Origin of the sequence: Pseudoalteromonas sp. NJ631 (assembly GCF_000276645.1) — a bacterium.
Classification (GTDB): domain Bacteria; phylum Pseudomonadota; class Gammaproteobacteria; order Enterobacterales; family Alteromonadaceae; genus Pseudoalteromonas; species Pseudoalteromonas piscicida.
In genome coordinates, this window is the sequence record NZ_AKXJ01000014.1 from 98,704 (window position 1) to 115,593 (window position 16,890).

Here is a 16,890-nt window from a genome sequence, read left to right on the forward strand (position 1 = left end):
TATTTAACTTCCAATTTGCCCCGAAAACCGCTAGCCTTAGGGGCAATAAATAAAGTAACAAATACGTAAAATAATGGAGCAGTATTATGGCGGAACAACAAGTGCAGCCTTTACACAACGAAAAGCACGCTAATATCAAAGTAAAAAATGGCGTGAACGTTGATTTCCTTAAAACTCAGCACTTAATGCCTGTAGTGGCGCATGAGTTTGCGCGTGTAGCGACAGAATTCCCAATGGCGTTTGTTAAAAACACTGAGTCAGGTCAATTTCAAGCGGTTGCTATGTTTGGTCTTCAGCCAGGTGAAAACTTATTTGTAGACGGTGACAAGTGGACTGGCAGCTTTGTGCCAATGGCCGCAGCACGTTACCCGTTTGGTTTGGTTAAGCACCCTGAGCAAGATCAGTTTGGTATTGTTATTGATGAAGCAAGTCCGCTAGTTGGTGAAGAAGAAGGCAATGCGCTTTTCGAAGACGGTAAAGAAACCGAATATCTAGGTCGTCGTAAAGAAGCGTTAGTTAGCTATGTTGAGTTTGCTCGCGTAACTGAAGCGTTTACTCAGTATCTTGCTGACAAAGAGCTTCTAGTTCAACAAACACTAACGGTAGAAATCCGTGGTGAGAAAAAAGACATCAACGGTATCTACCTTGTGGATGAGCGTAAGTTAAATGAATTAGGTGACGAAGATTTCCTAGAGCTACGTAAACGTGGCTATTTAGCACCGATCTTCGCATTCTTAACTTCTACACATCAAGTAGCGCGCCTTGCTCGTATGAAGGCACAGCGTGAAGCGAGCTAATCGCTTTTAGATATTGAATGATTCGATAGAAGCGCTTCCAGAGGAAGCGCTTTTTTGTGGATGCTATTTTATAAGTGCTACACCAATTTGCACCTTCAAATTGAGCAAGTATTAAGACAAATTGGTATTACTTAGCGTTTGGAATAGGACAGTATGAACCGCCTCGAGGGATCCAAACCGAGCGTGTTTCCCAACGACAGTTATACGCTACTCGGCGTTCTTCTTGTTGAGTTGAAAGGAGTATTTTAACGCGAAAGCTTGCATCGTTCTAAAATTCACCTCATGCTGAAGTTTAACAACGAACCAAGGTATAAAAATGAAAAAAATCTCTTTGTTAGCAGCCTTATTAGCCTTGTCGGCGACAGCTGCTGTAGCTGACGAGAAAGCGCCACCGTTTGCGATCGCCATTCATGGGGGAGCTGGTACGATTGAGCGCAGTAACTTCACACCAGAAAAAGAAAAACAATACAAAGCTAAGCTAAAAGAAGCCGTTGAAGCGGGTTATAAGGTACTAGAACAAGGTGGAGAAAGCCTTGATGCGGTAACGGCAGCCATTAACATTCTTGAAGATTCTCCTTTTTTTAATGCTGGTAAGGGGGCCGTGTACACTTACGATGAAGGGCATGAGCTAGATGCATCAATCATGGATGGTCGTAATCGCCAAGCGGGCGCTGTGGCGGGGGTGAAGCACATTAAAAACCCAATCGATCTGGCAAAAGAAGTAATGCAGCACTCAGTACACGTCATGCTAAGTGGTGAAGGTGCAGAAGACTTTGCTAAGAAACGCGGTTTTACGTTAGTGGAAAACAGCTATTTTGACACCGATGCTCGCTATCAATCGCTCCTAAAGGCGAAAAAGCGATTGCAGATGAAAGAAGCGGCGACCAAAGACTATCAGGCGGCACATCAACGATTAGAGAGCCAATATAAGATGGGAACTGTGGGGGCTGTCGCACTTGATAAACAGGGGAATTTAGCGGCTGGAACGTCAACCGGTGGGATGACGGCTAAACGCTTTGGACGGATAGGTGACTCACCAGTGATTGGGGCGGGCACATTTGCGGATAACCGCTCTTGTGCTGTGTCAGCAACGGGACATGGTGAGTATTTTATTCGATATAATGTCGCAGCTGATATTTGTGCTCGTGTCGCTTATCAAAACAAGTCGATTGAAAAAGCGGGAAAAGAAGTGATTTTTGATACGCTTTATCCAATTGGTGGCACGGGTGGGGTGATCATTGTTGACCCTAAAGGAAATATTAGCATGCCATTTAATACCGCGGGGATGTATCGTGCGAGCAAGTCGTCAACAACACAGACCTATGTTGGTATTTATAGCGAGTAAAACAATATTTCGTTGAGACTAAGCAAGTTCTTCAAACGCCAGCTACTATTATCATGATAGCTGGCGTTTTTAATGGAGATGAGCAATGCAATCAATAAAAGTCGCAGACTACTTAAATCATCGCCCCGTAACATTCAAGCAAGATATGCGCGTAGAATCAGCTGTAGAGAAGCTGCTACAAAGCGGTCAATCGGGCGGGCCGGTTATAGACGAAGCAAGGCGGGTTATTGGGTTTTTATCTGAGCAAGATTGTCTCAAAAAAATGCTAGAGGCGACCTATCAAAATGAGTCTCATAGTGTGGTGTCCGACGTCATGACAAAAGAGCCTCTTTGCGTAAAACGTGAAGATAGTATAGTGCAAATGGCAGATTTGATGATTTGCAATAAACCCAAAGTGTACCCGGTAGTTGACGATGAAGGGCGCTTACTCGGGGTCATCAGTCGCGCAAACGTGTTATTAGCGTTAGATAAGCATTTACATGATGCTTATGTCTCTGGCCACCGCTACGTATGAAGCGATGAAATATACAGGCCGTTTCGGTAGCTCATGAGGAGCTGCCTTGTAAATAACGGCAAAAATCTCAATTCCTAACCAAATTTTGTTGGGTTCGCCTAATCTGATTTGGTAAACTACGCGGCGTTTTATGTAATCACAAGGTGTCGTGTAGTGCAGGTTGACTCGCTGTTCAAAGAGCTAAATTCATGTCTTAAAAAGGATCACTTCATCCTCAAAAAGCGCCTTCATGGCGCGAAAAAAATTACCGATCAAGAAAAGCAAAAGCAGGTAGTTGCAAAAGTAGCGGCTGCGATTGCAAAAAGCCAAGAATTAAAGGTAACAAGAAGTGCCAATATTCCAGCAGTAGAGTATCCTGAGCAACTACCCGTCAGCCAGAAAAAAGACGACATCAAAGCGGCCATTGCGAATAACCAAGTGGTTATTGTTGCCGGGGAAACAGGCTCGGGGAAGACCACGCAGCTGCCAAAGATTTGCTTAGAGTTAGGTCGAGGCGTGGATGGCTATATTGGTCATACACAACCAAGAAGACTAGCGGCAAGAAGCGTATCTACCCGTATCGCAGAGGAAATTGGCTGCGAGATGGGGCAAGAAGTTGGATTTAAAATTCGCTTCTCAGATCAAGTCTCTGACAATACATACGTAAAACTGATGACCGACGGTATTTTGCTCTCGGAAATTCAACAAGACAGATTCCTCAACCAGTACGACACAATCATCATTGATGAAGCGCACGAGCGCAGCCTGAATATTGATTTTATTTTGGGTTATTTAAAGCAGCTGTTGCCGAAGCGTCCAGATCTTAAAGTGATTATTACCTCAGCAACCATTGATCCTGAGCGTTTTTCCAAACATTTTAGTGACGCACCTATTATTGAAGTGTCAGGACGAACTTATCCAGTAGAAGTGAGATATCGTCCAGTTGAAGATGTAGACTCACAAAATAGCGAAGCAGAAAACGACCAGTTACAGGGCATTTTTGATGCGGTTGATGAGCTTTGTGCCGAAGGACCTGGGGATATTCTGGTATTTATGAACGGTGAGCGTGAAATTCGTGACACCGCTGACGCGCTGGCAAAACGCAATTTAAAAGGCGTTGAGATTTTACCTTTGTATGCGCGCCTGTCTAATGCCGAACAAAATCGCATTTTTGCGCCCCATAGCCAACGGCGCATCGTATTGTCTACAAACGTTGCAGAAACGTCATTGACCGTACCAGGTATTCGCTATGTTATCGACCCAGGTACTGCGAGAATAAGCCGCTACAGTTATCGAACCAAAGTGCAACGCTTACCGATTGAAGCGGTATCACAAGCCAGTGCAAACCAGCGTAAAGGTCGATGTGGGCGTGTGGCATCCGGTATTTGTATTCGTTTATATTCTGAAGACGACTTTTTAGGGCGCCCTGAGTTTACCGACCCTGAAATTCTAAGAACCAATTTAGCTTCGGTTATTTTGCAAATGCTTGCACTTGGACTTGGTGATATAAGTCAATTCCCATTTGTACAAGCGCCTGATAGCCGTAATATCAAAGATGGTATGTCGTTACTTGAAGAGCTGGAGGCGATAGTTCCTGCTAAGCGCAGAGAAAAGGCTAAGCTCACAGAATCAGGTCGTAAACTAAGTCGCTTACCCATAGACCCAAGGCTTGCCAAAATGGTGATGTCAGGGGCACAAAATAATGCGCTTTGGGAGGCGATAGTGATCACCGCGGCACTGTCTATTCAAGACCCAAGAGAGCGTCCTCAAGACAAACGTGCAGCCGCTGACGAAAAACACAATCGCTTTGAGTGCGAACACTCTGACTTTGTTGCATATCTAAATCTATGGAACTATATTGAAGCGCAGCAGCAAGCACTGACGCGTAACCAGTTTAGAAAGCAATGCCAAAAAGACTTTTTGGCCTATATGCGCGTACGTGAGTGGCAAGATATTGTATATCAGTTGACCACGGTATGTGAGGAGCTTGGCTTTAAAATAAATAGCAGTCCTGCAAGCGATGAAGCTGTCCATCAATCATTGCTAAGCGGTATGCTTAGCCATATTGGTGTGAAGGACGAAAAGCAAAAGCAAGTCTTTAAAGGCGCACGTAACAGCCAATTTCATATTTTCCCCGGTTCAACACTGTTTAAGAAAAGCCCTAAGTGGCTAATGTCTGCAGAGCTTGTGGAAACTAGTAAACTTTATGCTCGGGTTAACGCCAAGATCGATGTAAATTGGATTGCACCGCTCGCCAAGCATTTAGTTAATAGCAGCTATAGCGAGCCGCATTGGGAAAAAAAGGCTGGAGCGGTTATCGCATTTGAACAACAAACCTTATACGGCTTGATCATCGTTGGCCGCAAACGCACGGTGTATAGTGATATTGATCCTGTGGTTAGTCGAGAGATATTTATTCGTGAAGCGTTAGCAAACGGTCAACTTGGCCAGAGCGAAGGTTTTTTAAGCGCAAACCAAAAATTGGTTGAAGAAGTGCAGGCGCTTGAAGATAAAGCGAGGCGTCGCGATATCCTAGTCGACGAAGAAGATGTGGTTGCGTTTTATAACGATCGAATTCCACAAGACGTAAATAATCGTGCTGCGTTTAGTAAATGGTGGCGTTCACAAAAGCAAAAAGACAAACGCTTTTTGCATATGACGCGCGATCTATTAATGAAGCATGACGCTGAACATATCACGGATATCCATTACCCTGATACGTGGCAGCAAGGGCATTTGATCTTGCCTCTCAGTTATCACTTTGACCCAGGCCAAGCACTAGACGGCGTGGTGGTCAATATTCCTTTGGCATTGTTAAACCAAGTTCAAGATGAAGGTTTTGATTGGCATATTCCTGCACTCAGACATGAGCTGGTTTGTGGGCTTATTAAGTCACTGCCGAAGACCTTAAGACGTAATTTTGTGCCAGCACCAAATTATGCCGATGCGGTGCTTGCCGCTGTTGAGGTAATGCAAGGTTCATTTATAGAAGCGGTGGCCAACCGTTTACTCAGAATGACAGGTGTCAAAGTCGCCGAGTCAGATTGGGACGTTAGTGCACTTGAGCCGCACTTAAAAATGCAATTTCAGGTAGTTGATGACAAAGGTAAGGTGATAGCCCATGGCTTTGATTTATTGGCACTTAAAGCAAAGTTGCAAGGGCAAGTGACCGAGACGCTGTCGCAAGTGGCTGAGCAAGGAATAGAGCAAACGAATATTCAGCAGTGGGATTTTGGCGAGCTGCCTGAGCAATATACTAAAAAGCAAGGAAATTATGAGATTAAGGCTTTCCCTGCATTAGTCGATAAAAAACAAAGTGCGGCTATAGAACTGTTTGATAACGAAATAAAAGCCCAAGCGGCGCATCAAGCAGGATTGCGCCGTCTTGTGCTACTCAATGTTCCTTCGCCTGTTAAATACCTGCAGCAACACTTACCAAATAAGGCTAAGTTAGGATTGTACTTTAACCCTTTTGGTAAAGTGCATGATTTAGTTGATGACTGTACGCAAGCTGGGGTTGATAAGTTGCTGCGTGCATTTGGCGAGATCAGAGATGACGTCGCGTTTGAAAAAGCCAAAGAGCACATTCGAGCTGAGCTAGGTGACACTGTAGTTGAAATTGCGAAGCAAGTTGAGGCTGTGCTTAGCATTGCCCACAGTATTAACAAGCGCATGAAAGGCAGAGTGGATCTCACGATGATCACCGCGCACGGCGACATAAAATCTCAGTTATCCGGTCTTATCTTCAAAGGATTTGTCACCGCTCATGGTGCTGACAAAACCTCTGATATTTTGCGCTACATGAAAGCGATTGAGAAAAGGCTTGAAAAACTTGCGGTAGATCCAAACAGAGATAGGCTGTGTGTACTAGAATTGGAAAAAGTTGCTGCGGCCTATCAAGACAAGTTGGCAAAAATCCCTTCTGGATTACCTGTACCAGAGTCGCTTATAAATATTTTTTGGATGCAACAGGAACTTCGTGTGTCTTTGTTTGCTCAAACATTAGGAACGGCTTATCCGATTTCGGCTAAACGCGTTCTGAATTCGATAAAAGAGTGCGAAATATAAACTTGCATTTTAGAGTACGACAGTTACTTTATTATATGAGGAAGTAAAGTTTTGGATTGTGAGAAGGAAGCGGCATTGAATATGTCCACACGAGAGAAAAGGAAAAATGCACCGCATCTGCTAGTGGTTGACGACGAGTATTTTAACTATGAAATGCTTGAAATGGCACTGTCAGGGGCGTTTGAGCTGAGCTATGCAAACTCGGGTACGAGTTGCTTGTCTAATGCAATTGCTGATCCTCCAGATGCTATTTTGCTTGATGTGTGTATGCCGGGTCTTGACGGTTACGACACCTGTCGAATGTTGAAAAATACACCAGAAACGAAGGACATTCCGGTATTAATGGTGTCTGGTTTAGAGTCCGAAAAAGAACAAAAAGCGGGATTCGATGCAGGCTGCGATGCCTATGTGGTAAAGCCATTTTCAATGCAATCGCTATTAGAAAAAATAAAATCAATGGTGTAGGAGCATTATATGATCAATGAAGATAAACGCCGTTTTATGCGTATGTCGGTGGATGCAGTAGCAAAATTAACCGAACTTGAGTCGGGTAAAGTGCACCAAGGAGTTTGTCACGATTTAAGCGCCACAGGGTTGTCGGTGACAGTGAGCGACCCAATTGAAGCAAATTCAACCGTTGACATTTTCATTGATTCCAGTGGCGATATGATCCTGCCGCTTAGTGCTCATGCAACCGTGATCCGTTGTAGTCAAGAGCAGGATGAGCAGTGGATTGTAGGGCTTGAAATCACCAAATTTAATTAGATTACCTAAGCCCTAAAGGTGGTATTGAAACTTCCTCCAATACCACTATAAATTGCTAAATCAATAAACTTTACAAATAAGGCCTTTCAGGTAAAAACCCTCTGGATAATTGCCCGCAATAGGGTGATCGGCTGCTTGATTTAGTCTTTCCATAATCAACAATTCTTTACCGGCATCGAGCGCAGCGTCTGCAACGACTTTCTGGAACAGGTTTTGTTCCATAAGACCAGAACACGAGAAGGTGAGTAACGTGCCACTAGGCTTTAATATCTGCATGGCAATCATATTGATATCTTTGTAGCCACGACAAGCACCGTTAAGCTGCGCCTTACTTTCTGCAAACTTTGGTGGATCCATCACAATAGTATCGAATTGACGGCCCTCATCACGATATTGTCTAAGTAGTTTGAATACGTCTTGCTTAACAAACTCAGCTTTCGATAAGTCTAGTTCATTATGTTCTACATTGCGTTTAGCTGTGTCGAGTGCAGGCTGCGATACGTCAACGTTGATTACTTTACTGCAGCCACCGCGCAGTGCATAAAGACCAAATGTACCGGTGTAGCAGAAGCAGTTAAGTACTTCTTTGTCTTTTACAAAGCGTTCTAACGCGGCTCTACTGTCGCGTTGATCTAGATAAAAGCCGGTTTTATGGCCGCCGATGATATCGACTTCAATCTTTAAACCATTTTCGCTTATAAGGACGGGTGCGGTTGGCGCATCGCCAGCAAGCGGTCCGGTAATTTTATCAAGGCCTTCTTTTTTGCGCACATCAACATCTGAGCGCTCGTAAACATGACAATCGGGAAATAGTGATTGCAATGCCATTACTATTTCACCCTTGTGGCGCTCGGCACCAGCGCTTAGCAACTGACAAACCAAGTAGTTATCAAACTTATCAATTGTTACACCTGGCAGCCCATCGGACTCTGCGGCACACAATCTAAAGCCAGTTAAACCACCTTCAGCAATAACATATTCTCTGGCTGCTAGTGCGCGTGCGAGTTTTTGCTCAAAGAACGCTTGGTCGATATGTTGTGATTCATCAAATGTCCAAATTCTGGCTCGGATCTGAGAGTCTGGACTGTAAGCGGCTGTCGCGAGGTATTTACCCTCATTGCTGTAAATCTTAACGGTATCGCCAAGGGCAGGTTTACCTTTTACTTTTTTAATGGCCTTTGAGAACACCCAAGGATGTTTTCTGTTAAGGGATTTTTCTCTGCCTGGTTGCAGATATAGCGCGCAAGTCATATATTTTCTCTAATCTTTCCTGATAGCTGCCATTTTAGTGAAGGGTGTGGCAACATACAATCAGTAATGCCTTTCCCGCTGAATTTGTGTGGGTTTATTTGTCAGATATTAATAAAAGTTGAGCTTAATGACGTTAAAAATGCATGAATTAGAAAAAGCATGTGAAGAGTTTATGCTGTCGACACCATGTGCAGATACCGCCCATGATTTGTCTCATATCAAGCGTGTAGTTAAAGTTGCAAAGGTGCTTTGCGAAGCTGAGGGAGCGGATCCTGCTGTGGTGATCCCTGCCGCTTGGTTACATGATTGTGTTGCCGTAGCAAAAAATCATCCAGACAGGCCGCTGGCGTCGAAATTAGCAGCAGATAAGGCGGTTGCCTTCCTAACAGAGTTGAAGTACGACACGGATAAACTTGAGGCGATTCACCACGCCATTGTCGCACACAGCTTTAGCGCCGGTGTCACACCCACGACATTAGAAGCCAAAATTGTTCAAGATGCAGACAGAATGGATGCACTAGGGGCGATAGGTGTTAGCCGCTGTATGAAAGTAGGTGGGGCGATAGCGCGTAATCTTTACAATGTAGAAGACCCTTTTTGTGAGCACAGAAAAGCTGACGATACCAAATATACCTTAGATCACTTCTTCATTAAGCTGCTGCATATTAAAGATAACATGCATACCACCGCAGCCCGTGAGCAGGCTCAAGCCCGCACCCAATATATGCTGGATTTTTTAGAACAACTGAAATCAGAAATCGCGGATTAAAAATGACGAGATGAGTATCACCTCGTCATTTGCTTCACAAATACCACCACAAATAGCGCTAATGAAAAGCTGCCGGTAAAAGCCTCTACCGCTGCGATCAGTCGGGAGATCCCCACAGGCGTAATATCCCCGTAACCCAAGGTTGTGAAGGTAACAACACTAAAATAAAAGCTGTTCAGCAGCGCCATTACGTTTTCAGATACACTGTTGTCTAAGTCCAGTTGCATTATCTGATCTTGAAACGAAACGCCAAATAGAAAATAGCAAAATGCACAGGTAATTATCATACCTAGACTGAAACGAATGACATTTTCTGGTTTTTCTCCATACCCACATAACAAGTCGACAAAGCTGGAAATAAGGTGACGTTTTGAAAATCGTGGGTACTGGGCATGTCGCATGCGCAGCTCTTTATATGTAAAGCGTCCAACCATTTCAAATAGTCCTTGGTTTTCCGCACCTTTACGTAGTAAACGATAGATCTCTTCGGACTGTAAGAACAAGTCTTCCGCGTCTTCTTTGGCTCGGTTTCTACGAGCTTCAAAAGCTTGCTGCTCTTGCAGTAATTGCTCGCCGAGTTCCATATTATCGATACGGGTGTTTTCCAGCTTTATGCCGAGCAAATTGGTGCTTTCTAAATTACAGCAGTGCAGACTTGCTTCTCTCAAATCAGCCTTCATTAGAGACGCATGCTTAATGGTATTATTAAACAGGTGTGCCCCTTTTAAATTGGCACGATAAAAGTTGCTATAAGATAGATCATAGCCATGATGATTTTCAAAGTTAACAAGATTGAGCCCTTCCAAATTGGCTCGCTTCAACTCTAAGCCTTGCAGCAAACCTCCGCGCTTGGCGTAGCGTTCAAGCTTTTGGCTTAGCTCCAAGCCACCTTTATCGAATTTATTGTCATGCCAAAAGCAGTAACCTGAGCCCATATCGATTTCACTGCATTTTTTTCCCTCAGGTGACACATATTGGCAAATGGGTTTATCAGCCATAGCTTGCCTAAATCAAAATGCCTTTTTCATTAAGCGTAGCAGCAAAAATAATAAATACGGTGATTTAACGAAAAAATCTTTCTAATTTATAGAGTGTTAGAAACCACACTATTGATGAGTGTATTGTCATCATTGGTCGAATTCATTATCTTACATGGCGTTTGCAGTGACTCTGATAAGTTGCTCATACTATAATGCATGCTTTAGTGACTAAGAATTTGTTACCTTGCAATATCAATTGAAGAAAAGCCGAAAGCGTAAGAGCGTTGCGATAAAAATAAAAGCGGGCCAAGTATTTGTGTATGCGCCAGAGCAAATTTGCGAGCGCTGGTTACATAATTGGGTGGAAAGCAAATCCGATTGGATAAAATCAAAGCTTGCTCTAAAAATCATACCAAAGAGCCCTCGGCCACTGGAAACAGGAATTGTGCAAGTATTCGGCGAGACCTTTACCATTCAAAGAGGCGAAAGTACGACCTCTGTAATTGATTTTGAAAACAAAAGGGTTTTACTTAAGGCTGTCAAAAATGAATGGCGTGAATTAGTTGCGCTGTTAAGCGAAACGCTAAATGACTATGTAGATATGGTTATTGCGCGCTATCAACCTGATATTCAAGCTCGCTTTGATACCCTAAAAATACGCGTTTATAAAAGCCGCTGGGGCAGTTTTTCATCTAAAGGCGTGCTTGCGTTTAATACGTTTTTGATTGGTGCGCCTCAGTGGGTAATTGATTATGTGGTAGTGCACGAACTTTGCCATTTTCATGTCATGGCACACAATAGCGCATTTTGGCATTTGGTAACAAAGCACTATGGCCACGACCATAAAATGGCTCGGCGTTACTTACGTGACCACGGTCGTGACTTGATGATTGAGCATTAGCATAGTGTCCTGTTTATGCCTATTATTTGTCGGGCCTCACCTTTGCCGCTCGTTTTAACAGCTTTTGAAATGTCGGACATTCAAAATGGCTTGGCGCAGGGCATTTTGCAGCGTGATAGAGGCCATCTCGCATTGCAGTTAAATGCTTAATGGTTTCATTTAATTCATCCGCTTTGGATTGTAACTTCACCCTATCAATATCCGCTTTACCCTCGGGGGTAAACATGTCCGCTATTTCATCTAACGAAAAGCCTGCGTTTCTGCCAAGTGTAATAAGTGCTAGACGTTCAAGTATCGAAGGGGGGAAAACACGTTTGAGCCCTTGTCGACCAATCGATCGGATCAGTCCTTTTTCTTCATAATATCTAAGCGTGGATGCGGGTAAACCTGACTTCTTTGCAACTTCACTGATATCCATTTTTGCCCTTGACTTAAAGTTAACTTGAACTAGTAGGATAGCGGCTATCAGTAAAAAAGAGGAGTAAAAATAGTGGAAAACCTATATTCGATATTAATGCCAGCAGTCGTGATTGGCGTAGGTGCAACGCTTGTTATGGATTTGTGGGCATTTATGCTCAGTCGCTTGTTTGCCATAAAGGGCTTAGATTATGCATTAGTTGGTAGGTGGATTGGACACTTGTGTCAAGGTCAACTTACGCATCAAGGTATCGGGCGTAGTAAACCAATATCTGGTGAACGTGTCATTGGCTGGTCCATGCATTATTTCATTGGGATTGTATTCGCCTTGGTGTTTCTACTGAGCGTGGGCAAGCCTTGGTTGATTGAGCCTAGCCTTTTGACTGCGTTAGTTTTTGGCTTCATAACGTGTGTTTTTCCATTTTTTATTATGCAACCCTGTTTTGGTGCAGGGATCGCAGCATCTAAATTACCAGAGCCGACTAAGGCAAGGGTAAAAAGTATGGCAGCACATTTGATTTTTGGCTTTGGATTGTTTTTAAGCTCGTTTATATATGTAAGCTTATTGTGAGATAAAGCATAGAAGGTGGTGGAGGGAGCTGGATTCGAACCAGCGAAGGCTGAGCCGTCAGATTTACAGTCTGATCCCTTTGGCCGCTCGGGAACCCCTCCATCATTTGGAGCGTTTACTTTAAAAGTGGTGGAGGGAGCTGGATTCGAACCAGCGAAGGCTGAGCCGTCAGATTTACAGTCTGATCCCTTTGGCCGCTCGGGAACCCCTCCATACATTTTAAAGCGTTACAATTTGAAAGTGGTGGAGGGAGCTGGATTCGAACCAGCGAAGGCTGAGCCGTCAGATTTACAGTCTGATCCCTTTGGCCGCTCGGGAACCCCTCCGAAATTGTAACTGTTGTTTATGGTGGAGGGAGCTGGATTCGAACCAGCGAAGGCTGAGCCGTCAGATTTACAGTCTGATCCCTTTGGCCGCTCGGGAACCCCTCCTAAACAACGGCGGTGATAATAACAAAGTTTTTTTCGAAGTAAAGAAAACTACTAAAGTTTTTCGGAAAAAGGCCGATAAATTCATAATTAGCAAAATAATCGGTTGGAATACATGCAAATTGATGGCGTTTTAATCAGTGAGTCACAATTAGGGTCCGCGTTGAACATTAGTGTTCATGAGACGCGCTCTGCCGATTTTGCCATGCTGTTATCTATGCTATCAACTGATGCATTAGATTTTAGCCAATTTCACCTACCAAAATCTGAAGCTGCCGCAAAAGATAACTCAGAAGAAACACTAAAAAAGCAATTTGAAATAGGTCCACAAAAGCCGCTTGCGCCAAAAGAGTACAATATGCTTATTGGTCAGCATAACGCGCAGCTGGTATCTACGGGGGCGATGGCGACCTTGCGATTGCAAGAAAATTTAAATCCAGAACCTTTTGCCGCACGAAATGATAAAAAGCATATTCCACTCGAAGTTGTAGAAAATTTGGAACCAGCGGTTAAAAGGCGTTTGGCGAGCGCGCAAGGTAAACTGGCCTTGGTTACTGATAAGGCAATGGATGCAGCTGGTTTTTATGATCAAATTGCAACGGGAGATATGCAGAGTATGTTACGCGCGACGGCGTAACAACATTAGCTGCTTTTACTTCTTCAAATTGAGCAAGTTTAAGACAAACTGGTATTAAACTTGTCATTTTACAGCTGTTTGCTTCGTTACTAGACTGACATAAAACGCCATGCTTATCGCGCCTCATGTCTAATACCAATTGAATTAATTCTCTAATCAATTTGAAGGGTGAAATAGCATATTAGCTTCGTTAAAAATTTCTCATTTAGAACAACTAAATAGCAAAATTTTTGCCTTGCTACTAAAGCTATTTCCCCGCTTCAAGATAGATCATTTACTTAATACAACTGGTATAAGCTAAACGGCCTTTAATCATCCTTTGCTCGTTTCAAGCTTTTTTATTGCTTTATATTTAATCTCTAATTCAGACTATTTTAGCTACCATGGCACTTTTTATACTTTTTACCACTGTCGCACGGACAGACGTCATTTCTGCCTACTTTGGTTGTAGGCGTATCGTACAATTCACCATCTAAGTAATACCATCTGCCTGCTTCGGTAATAAAATTTGACCGTTCATGGAGTATATAGTGCGTGTTTTCTGCGATATAGTGTGCCTTAAACTCAACAACCCCCTGAGTAGCTTCTGCTATTTCTTCTAGCACTTCCAATTTTATAAAGTGTGCATAATTAGCAAATGCAGCAATATCGTCGACACTATTTTGTGCTTGTTTAGCCTGGGCGTACGTGTCATGAATATACTGTGCATCTTTTAAGCAGTATGCAGTATAGCGAGAGCGCATGAGTATTTGTGGACGCTCTGCGAATTTTTGTCCCTTAAGGTACGGCTCACAGCATTGCGAATAGGGAAGGGATGAATTGCAATAACAAGACATAAAAACTTCAGTTTTAACAAATTTATATCCTGTTATTGTAGCTTGTTAAGCGCTTTGAAAACAGTGGATCGCAACGTCAGATACCGGCAGTTCCATTTTGTTGATAGTTTGCACTGATGCAATATCAGTCCAAATCACCACTGCAGCGAAATTACCATTGCTGATAGCACTTTTAAGTACATACTCAAGGTCGTATATGTGCTTTTGCCTAATGACGAGCAACTTACTTGCATCAACTGAAGCGCTTTCTAGTAGTGACTTGTTTGGTACATTATCGGGTGCAACGAGTAGCGTCCAGCCTTGTTTATGCTGACATTTATGTAAAACTTTAAGTAACTCTAAGCTAGCGACGATCTCATCTTCAACTATCACATTATTGATTTCGTTAAGTGTGTAATAAGTTGAATTGTTTGGCTGTAGAAGTGCATTGCTGTGTAACATAATTGTCTCACTGGTTATCTATACAGTATGTGTATACAGTAGTTTATACAGTGTGTGAATGCAAGGAAAATTGCTAGCTTTTTAATCAATATTCAAGCTTAATTTTTATTTAGTTTAAATTTTCATTATAAAACAAGTGGTTGTGATTTTTTTGAAATGAGAGCTTAATTGACGAAAGTTCAGTATGAGTAAAGCAAGGAAGTTTTCTCAGCTGCGATACAGTAGTTTTCCTACTGTATCATTTTGATCGTCGCAGAGGGAAAGCGTACGTTTACTTAAGAGAGGCTTAGCTACGCCTAGCCTACGTTTTTTTGGAGAGTCAAATTTAATTTACTGGCTAATATGCTGTAGTTGATGAATTTGCTCGTAAAGTGTTGCAGCATAGCACTGTGCATCTCTAAAGCGCTTAGTTGTAAGGAAGCGGCGTACATCTAGTAGTACCTGTTCGGCGCCTTTGTGCCCTTGGCTGCTGGCCAAACTTAACCAAGCGGCTGCATGAAAGGGGCTGGGTGGCACTCCTTGACCTTTCATAAACAACAAACCTAAAAAGAACTGTGCCTTCAAATCACCAGACATCGCCGCCAGTCTTAGCCATTTTGCCGCAAGCGGAAAAGACTTTTCTTTTAGGTAATAGAGACCTTTTTTCAAAGCTTGGGTATTGTCATGAAGATCTGGGAATTTTGCGTCCGCTTTTAATGGCGACGTAACAAATTCAAGCACATTCAGCAGCTGCTGTTCTAAGTCATGGTTTGCTGAGTTGTCGGTGCTATTTTGATCCATATCTTTATTCGCAATAATCTTGATAAGCAGAGTGTAGCTGAATTTTAACTATTTTGTCCGAGTTTTAAAGTGATTCGTGTTAAAATCCAACCACTTGTTCCTCAAATTTGTAATTTTAGTTATGCTCGAGCGGTTATTTTCACTGCAAGCTATGCACACCAATGTAAGAACTGAGGTGATTGCTGGCTTGACGACATTCGTTACTATGGTTTACATCGTTTTTGTAAACCCTGCAATGCTAGCAGAAGCTGGTATGGATCACGGCGCTGCTTTTGTAGCAACTTGTATCGCAGCCGCAATCGGCTGTTTTATTATGGGGCTATGGGCTAACTATCCTTTAGCGCTTGCGCCTGGAATGGGCTTAAACGCCTTTTTTACCTATGGTGTTGTGCTTGGCATGGGCTATACATGGCAAAGTGCATTAGGCGCGGTATTTATGTCGGGCTGTTTATTTCTATTTTTGAGCGTATTCAAGGTTCGCGAGTGGGTGATCCAAGCTATTCCCATTGTGCTAAAGCGTGCGATCGCGGCAGGTATTGGCGCATTCTTAGCCTTAATCGCGCTAAAGAACGCGAAAATTGTTATCGCAAGCGATGCTACATTAGTACAACTTGGTGATATCACTTCTCCCGGCCCGCTATTAGCTATTGCGAGCTTTTTTGTGATTGCGGCGCTTATGTACCGTGAAGTCAAAAGTGGCGTGCTTATCAGCATTTTAATGGTAACGGGTGTTGCGTGGGGGCTTGGGCTTGTAGATTATCACGGGGTTGTTGATGTGCCCCCAAGTATCGCGCCGACCTATATGCAGTTAGATTTGAGCGGAATTTTTGAGCTTTCCATGCTCAGTGTGGTGTTTGCATTTTTATTTGTCGATTTATTTGATACCAGTGGCACATTGGTTGCGGTGACGCAAAAGGCTGGATTATCTGACGAACATGGTCGTATGCCAAGGTTGGGTAGGGCATTGTCAGCTGACAGCACTGCGACGATTGCAGGCTCAGTGCTCGGTACCTCAACGACGACTTCATACATCGAATCAGTGTCGGGTGTATCTGTCGGTGGTCGCACAGGATTGACGGCCGTGGTCGTAGGGATCTGCTTCTTACTCATGATGTTCTTTGCGCCATTGGCACAAATGGTTCCTGCATATGCGACGGCAGGCGCGATACTGTATGTGTCGGTATTAATGCTACAAAACCTAAAATTGATTAATTGGGATGAGATGAGCGATGCCATTCCGGTCAGTGTTGTGTTACTGATGACACCGCTCACGTTTTCAATCGCACATGGTATTGCTTTGGGTTTTATTTCTTATACGGCAGTTAAACTGGCGTGTAACAAAGCAAATGAAATCAGTATCAGCGTTTGGGTACTGACAGTACTCTTTATCGTTAAGTTTGCTTTTGGTTAA

Annotated in this window: 17 protein-coding genes and 4 tRNA genes; 11 read left to right on the forward strand and 10 right to left on the reverse strand. The window is 43.3% G+C overall.

Going from position 1 to position 16,890, the window contains the following annotated elements; translation table 11 throughout:
* The first annotated feature begins 86 nt into the window (after positions 1-86).
* From A587_RS0119030 to A587_RS0119055, 6 genes are all read left to right on the forward strand, one after another.
* Positions 87-797, forward strand: coding sequence for a SapC family protein (locus tag A587_RS0119030; RefSeq protein WP_010375531.1), 711 nt, complete (start codon positions 87-89; stop codon positions 795-797).
* Between the two features lie 316 nt (positions 798-1,113).
* Positions 1,114-2,142 carry an isoaspartyl peptidase/L-asparaginase family protein gene (locus tag A587_RS0119035; protein WP_017218888.1) on the forward strand — a complete coding sequence of 343 codons (1,029 nt, stop codon included), beginning with the start codon at positions 1,114-1,116 and terminating at the stop codon, positions 2,140-2,142.
* A gap of 85 nt (positions 2,143-2,227) precedes the next feature.
* On the forward strand, positions 2,228-2,656 hold the full coding sequence (locus tag A587_RS0119040; RefSeq protein ID WP_010375537.1) for a CBS domain-containing protein: 429 nt from the start codon (positions 2,228-2,230) through the stop codon (positions 2,654-2,656).
* A gap of 153 nt (positions 2,657-2,809) precedes the next feature.
* The gene (gene hrpA, locus A587_RS0119045; protein WP_017218889.1) at positions 2,810-6,703 is read left to right on the forward strand and encodes an ATP-dependent RNA helicase HrpA; all 3,894 of its coding nucleotides are present in this window, start codon (positions 2,810-2,812) and stop codon (positions 6,701-6,703) included.
* Between the two features lie 81 nt (positions 6,704-6,784).
* On the forward strand, positions 6,785-7,168 hold the full coding sequence (locus tag A587_RS0119050) for a response regulator (RefSeq protein WP_010606518.1): 384 nt from the start codon (positions 6,785-6,787) through the stop codon (positions 7,166-7,168).
* 9 nt (positions 7,169-7,177) lie between these two features.
* Entirely contained in the window at positions 7,178-7,468 is a 291-nt protein-coding gene (locus A587_RS0119055; RefSeq protein WP_017218890.1) for a PilZ domain-containing protein, read from the forward strand.
* 60 nt (positions 7,469-7,528) lie between these two features.
* Here the strand turns inward: A587_RS0119055 and A587_RS0119060 are convergent, their stop codons facing one another.
* Positions 7,529-8,719 carry a class I SAM-dependent methyltransferase gene (locus tag A587_RS0119060; RefSeq protein WP_017218891.1) on the reverse strand — a complete coding sequence of 397 codons (1,191 nt, stop codon included), beginning with the start codon at positions 8,717-8,719 and terminating at the stop codon, positions 7,529-7,531.
* 127 nt (positions 8,720-8,846) lie between these two features.
* Here A587_RS0119060 and A587_RS0119065 point away from each other — a divergent pair, with 127 nt between their 5' ends.
* The gene (locus tag A587_RS0119065; protein WP_010375547.1) at positions 8,847-9,488 is read left to right on the forward strand and encodes an HD domain-containing protein; all 642 of its coding nucleotides are present in this window, start codon (positions 8,847-8,849) and stop codon (positions 9,486-9,488) included.
* Between the two features lie 17 nt (positions 9,489-9,505).
* Here the strand turns inward: A587_RS0119065 and A587_RS0119070 are convergent, their stop codons facing one another.
* Positions 9,506-10,486, reverse strand: coding sequence for an ion channel (locus tag A587_RS0119070; RefSeq protein WP_010606522.1), 981 nt, complete (start codon positions 10,484-10,486; stop codon positions 9,506-9,508).
* A 226-nt stretch (positions 10,487-10,712) separates the two neighbouring features.
* Between A587_RS0119070 and A587_RS0119075 the strand changes: the two genes are divergently transcribed.
* Complete coding sequence (locus A587_RS0119075) at positions 10,713-11,369, forward strand: M48 family metallopeptidase (RefSeq protein WP_017218892.1); 657 nt, start codon at positions 10,713-10,715, stop codon at positions 11,367-11,369.
* Positions 11,370-11,391: 22 nt separating this feature from the next.
* On the opposite strand, the gene A587_RS0119080 is transcribed toward A587_RS0119075, so the two are convergent.
* Complete coding sequence (locus A587_RS0119080) at positions 11,392-11,787, reverse strand: helix-turn-helix domain-containing protein (RefSeq protein ID WP_010375554.1); 396 nt, start codon at positions 11,785-11,787, stop codon at positions 11,392-11,394.
* 72 nt (positions 11,788-11,859) lie between these two features.
* On the opposite strand from A587_RS0119080, the gene A587_RS0119085 reads away from it, so the two are divergent.
* Entirely contained in the window at positions 11,860-12,357 is a 498-nt protein-coding gene (locus A587_RS0119085; protein ID WP_010375555.1) for a DUF2938 domain-containing protein, read from the forward strand.
* A gap of 16 nt (positions 12,358-12,373) precedes the next feature.
* On the opposite strand, the gene A587_RS0119090 is transcribed toward A587_RS0119085, so the two are convergent.
* The 4 genes from A587_RS0119090 to A587_RS0119105 form a co-directional block, all read right to left on the reverse strand.
* A tRNA-Tyr gene (locus A587_RS0119090) sits at positions 12,374-12,458 on the reverse strand.
* Positions 12,459-12,484: 26 nt separating this feature from the next.
* A tRNA-Tyr gene (locus A587_RS0119095) sits at positions 12,485-12,569 on the reverse strand.
* 29 nt (positions 12,570-12,598) lie between these two features.
* Positions 12,599-12,683 (reverse strand) — tRNA-Tyr (locus A587_RS0119100).
* A 20-nt stretch (positions 12,684-12,703) separates the two neighbouring features.
* Positions 12,704-12,788: transfer RNA gene (locus A587_RS0119105), tRNA-Tyr, on the reverse strand.
* 112 nt (positions 12,789-12,900) lie between these two features.
* Here A587_RS0119105 and A587_RS0119110 point away from each other — a divergent pair.
* Positions 12,901-13,422 (forward strand): VC2046/SO_2500 family protein, encoded by a 522-nt coding sequence (locus tag A587_RS0119110; protein WP_017218894.1) that lies wholly within the window; start codon positions 12,901-12,903, stop codon positions 13,420-13,422.
* 374 nt (positions 13,423-13,796) lie between these two features.
* On the opposite strand, the gene A587_RS0119115 is transcribed toward A587_RS0119110, so the two are convergent.
* From A587_RS0119115 to A587_RS0119125, 3 genes are all read right to left on the reverse strand, one after another.
* On the reverse strand, positions 13,797-14,258 hold the full coding sequence (locus A587_RS0119115) for a YchJ family protein (RefSeq protein ID WP_083838461.1): 462 nt from the start codon (positions 14,256-14,258) through the stop codon (positions 13,797-13,799).
* A gap of 45 nt (positions 14,259-14,303) precedes the next feature.
* Positions 14,304-14,699 (reverse strand): SulA-like leucine-rich domain-containing protein, encoded by a 396-nt coding sequence (locus A587_RS0119120; protein ID WP_017218896.1) that lies wholly within the window; start codon positions 14,697-14,699, stop codon positions 14,304-14,306.
* Between the two features lie 330 nt (positions 14,700-15,029).
* Positions 15,030-15,479 carry a tetratricopeptide repeat protein gene (locus tag A587_RS0119125; protein ID WP_010375560.1) on the reverse strand — a complete coding sequence of 150 codons (450 nt, stop codon included), beginning with the start codon at positions 15,477-15,479 and terminating at the stop codon, positions 15,030-15,032.
* Positions 15,480-15,600: 121 nt separating this feature from the next.
* On the opposite strand from A587_RS0119125, the gene A587_RS0119130 reads away from it, so the two are divergent.
* The gene (locus A587_RS0119130; protein ID WP_026001064.1) at positions 15,601-16,890 is read left to right on the forward strand and encodes an NCS2 family permease; all 1,290 of its coding nucleotides are present in this window, start codon (positions 15,601-15,603) and stop codon (positions 16,888-16,890) included.

Excerpts from the sequence above, each read along its gene's own strand:
- A587_RS0119030 (WP_010375531.1), top strand. The coding sequence starts at position 87 with ATGGCGGAACAACAAGTGCAGCCTTTACACAACGAAAAGCACGCTAAT.
- A587_RS0119035 (WP_017218888.1), top strand. The coding sequence starts at position 1,114 with ATGAAAAAAATCTCTTTGTTAGCAGCCTTATTAGCCTTGTCGGCGACA.
- A587_RS0119040 (WP_010375537.1), top strand. The coding sequence starts at position 2,228 with ATGCAATCAATAAAAGTCGCAGACTACTTAAATCATCGCCCCGTAACA.
- A587_RS0119050 (WP_010606518.1), top strand. The coding sequence starts at position 6,785 with ATGTCCACACGAGAGAAAAGGAAAAATGCACCGCATCTGCTAGTGGTT.
- A587_RS0119055 (WP_017218890.1), top strand. The coding sequence starts at position 7,178 with ATGATCAATGAAGATAAACGCCGTTTTATGCGTATGTCGGTGGATGCA.
- A587_RS0119060 (WP_017218891.1), bottom strand. The coding sequence starts at position 8,719 with ATGACTTGCGCGCTATATCTGCAACCAGGCAGAGAAAAATCCCTTAAC.
- A587_RS0119065 (WP_010375547.1), top strand. The coding sequence starts at position 8,847 with ATGACGTTAAAAATGCATGAATTAGAAAAAGCATGTGAAGAGTTTATG.
- A587_RS0119070 (WP_010606522.1), bottom strand. The coding sequence starts at position 10,486 with ATGGCTGATAAACCCATTTGCCAATATGTGTCACCTGAGGGAAAAAAA.
- A587_RS0119080 (WP_010375554.1), bottom strand. The coding sequence starts at position 11,787 with ATGGATATCAGTGAAGTTGCAAAGAAGTCAGGTTTACCCGCATCCACG.
- A587_RS0119110 (WP_017218894.1), top strand. The coding sequence starts at position 12,901 with ATGCAAATTGATGGCGTTTTAATCAGTGAGTCACAATTAGGGTCCGCG.
- A587_RS0119115 (WP_083838461.1), bottom strand. The coding sequence starts at position 14,258 with ATGTCTTGTTATTGCAATTCATCCCTTCCCTATTCGCAATGCTGTGAG.
- A587_RS0119120 (WP_017218896.1), bottom strand. The coding sequence starts at position 14,699 with ATGTTACACAGCAATGCACTTCTACAGCCAAACAATTCAACTTATTAC.
- A587_RS0119125 (WP_010375560.1), bottom strand. The coding sequence starts at position 15,479 with ATGGATCAAAATAGCACCGACAACTCAGCAAACCATGACTTAGAACAG.
- A587_RS0119130 (WP_026001064.1), top strand. The coding sequence starts at position 15,601 with ATGCTCGAGCGGTTATTTTCACTGCAAGCTATGCACACCAATGTAAGA.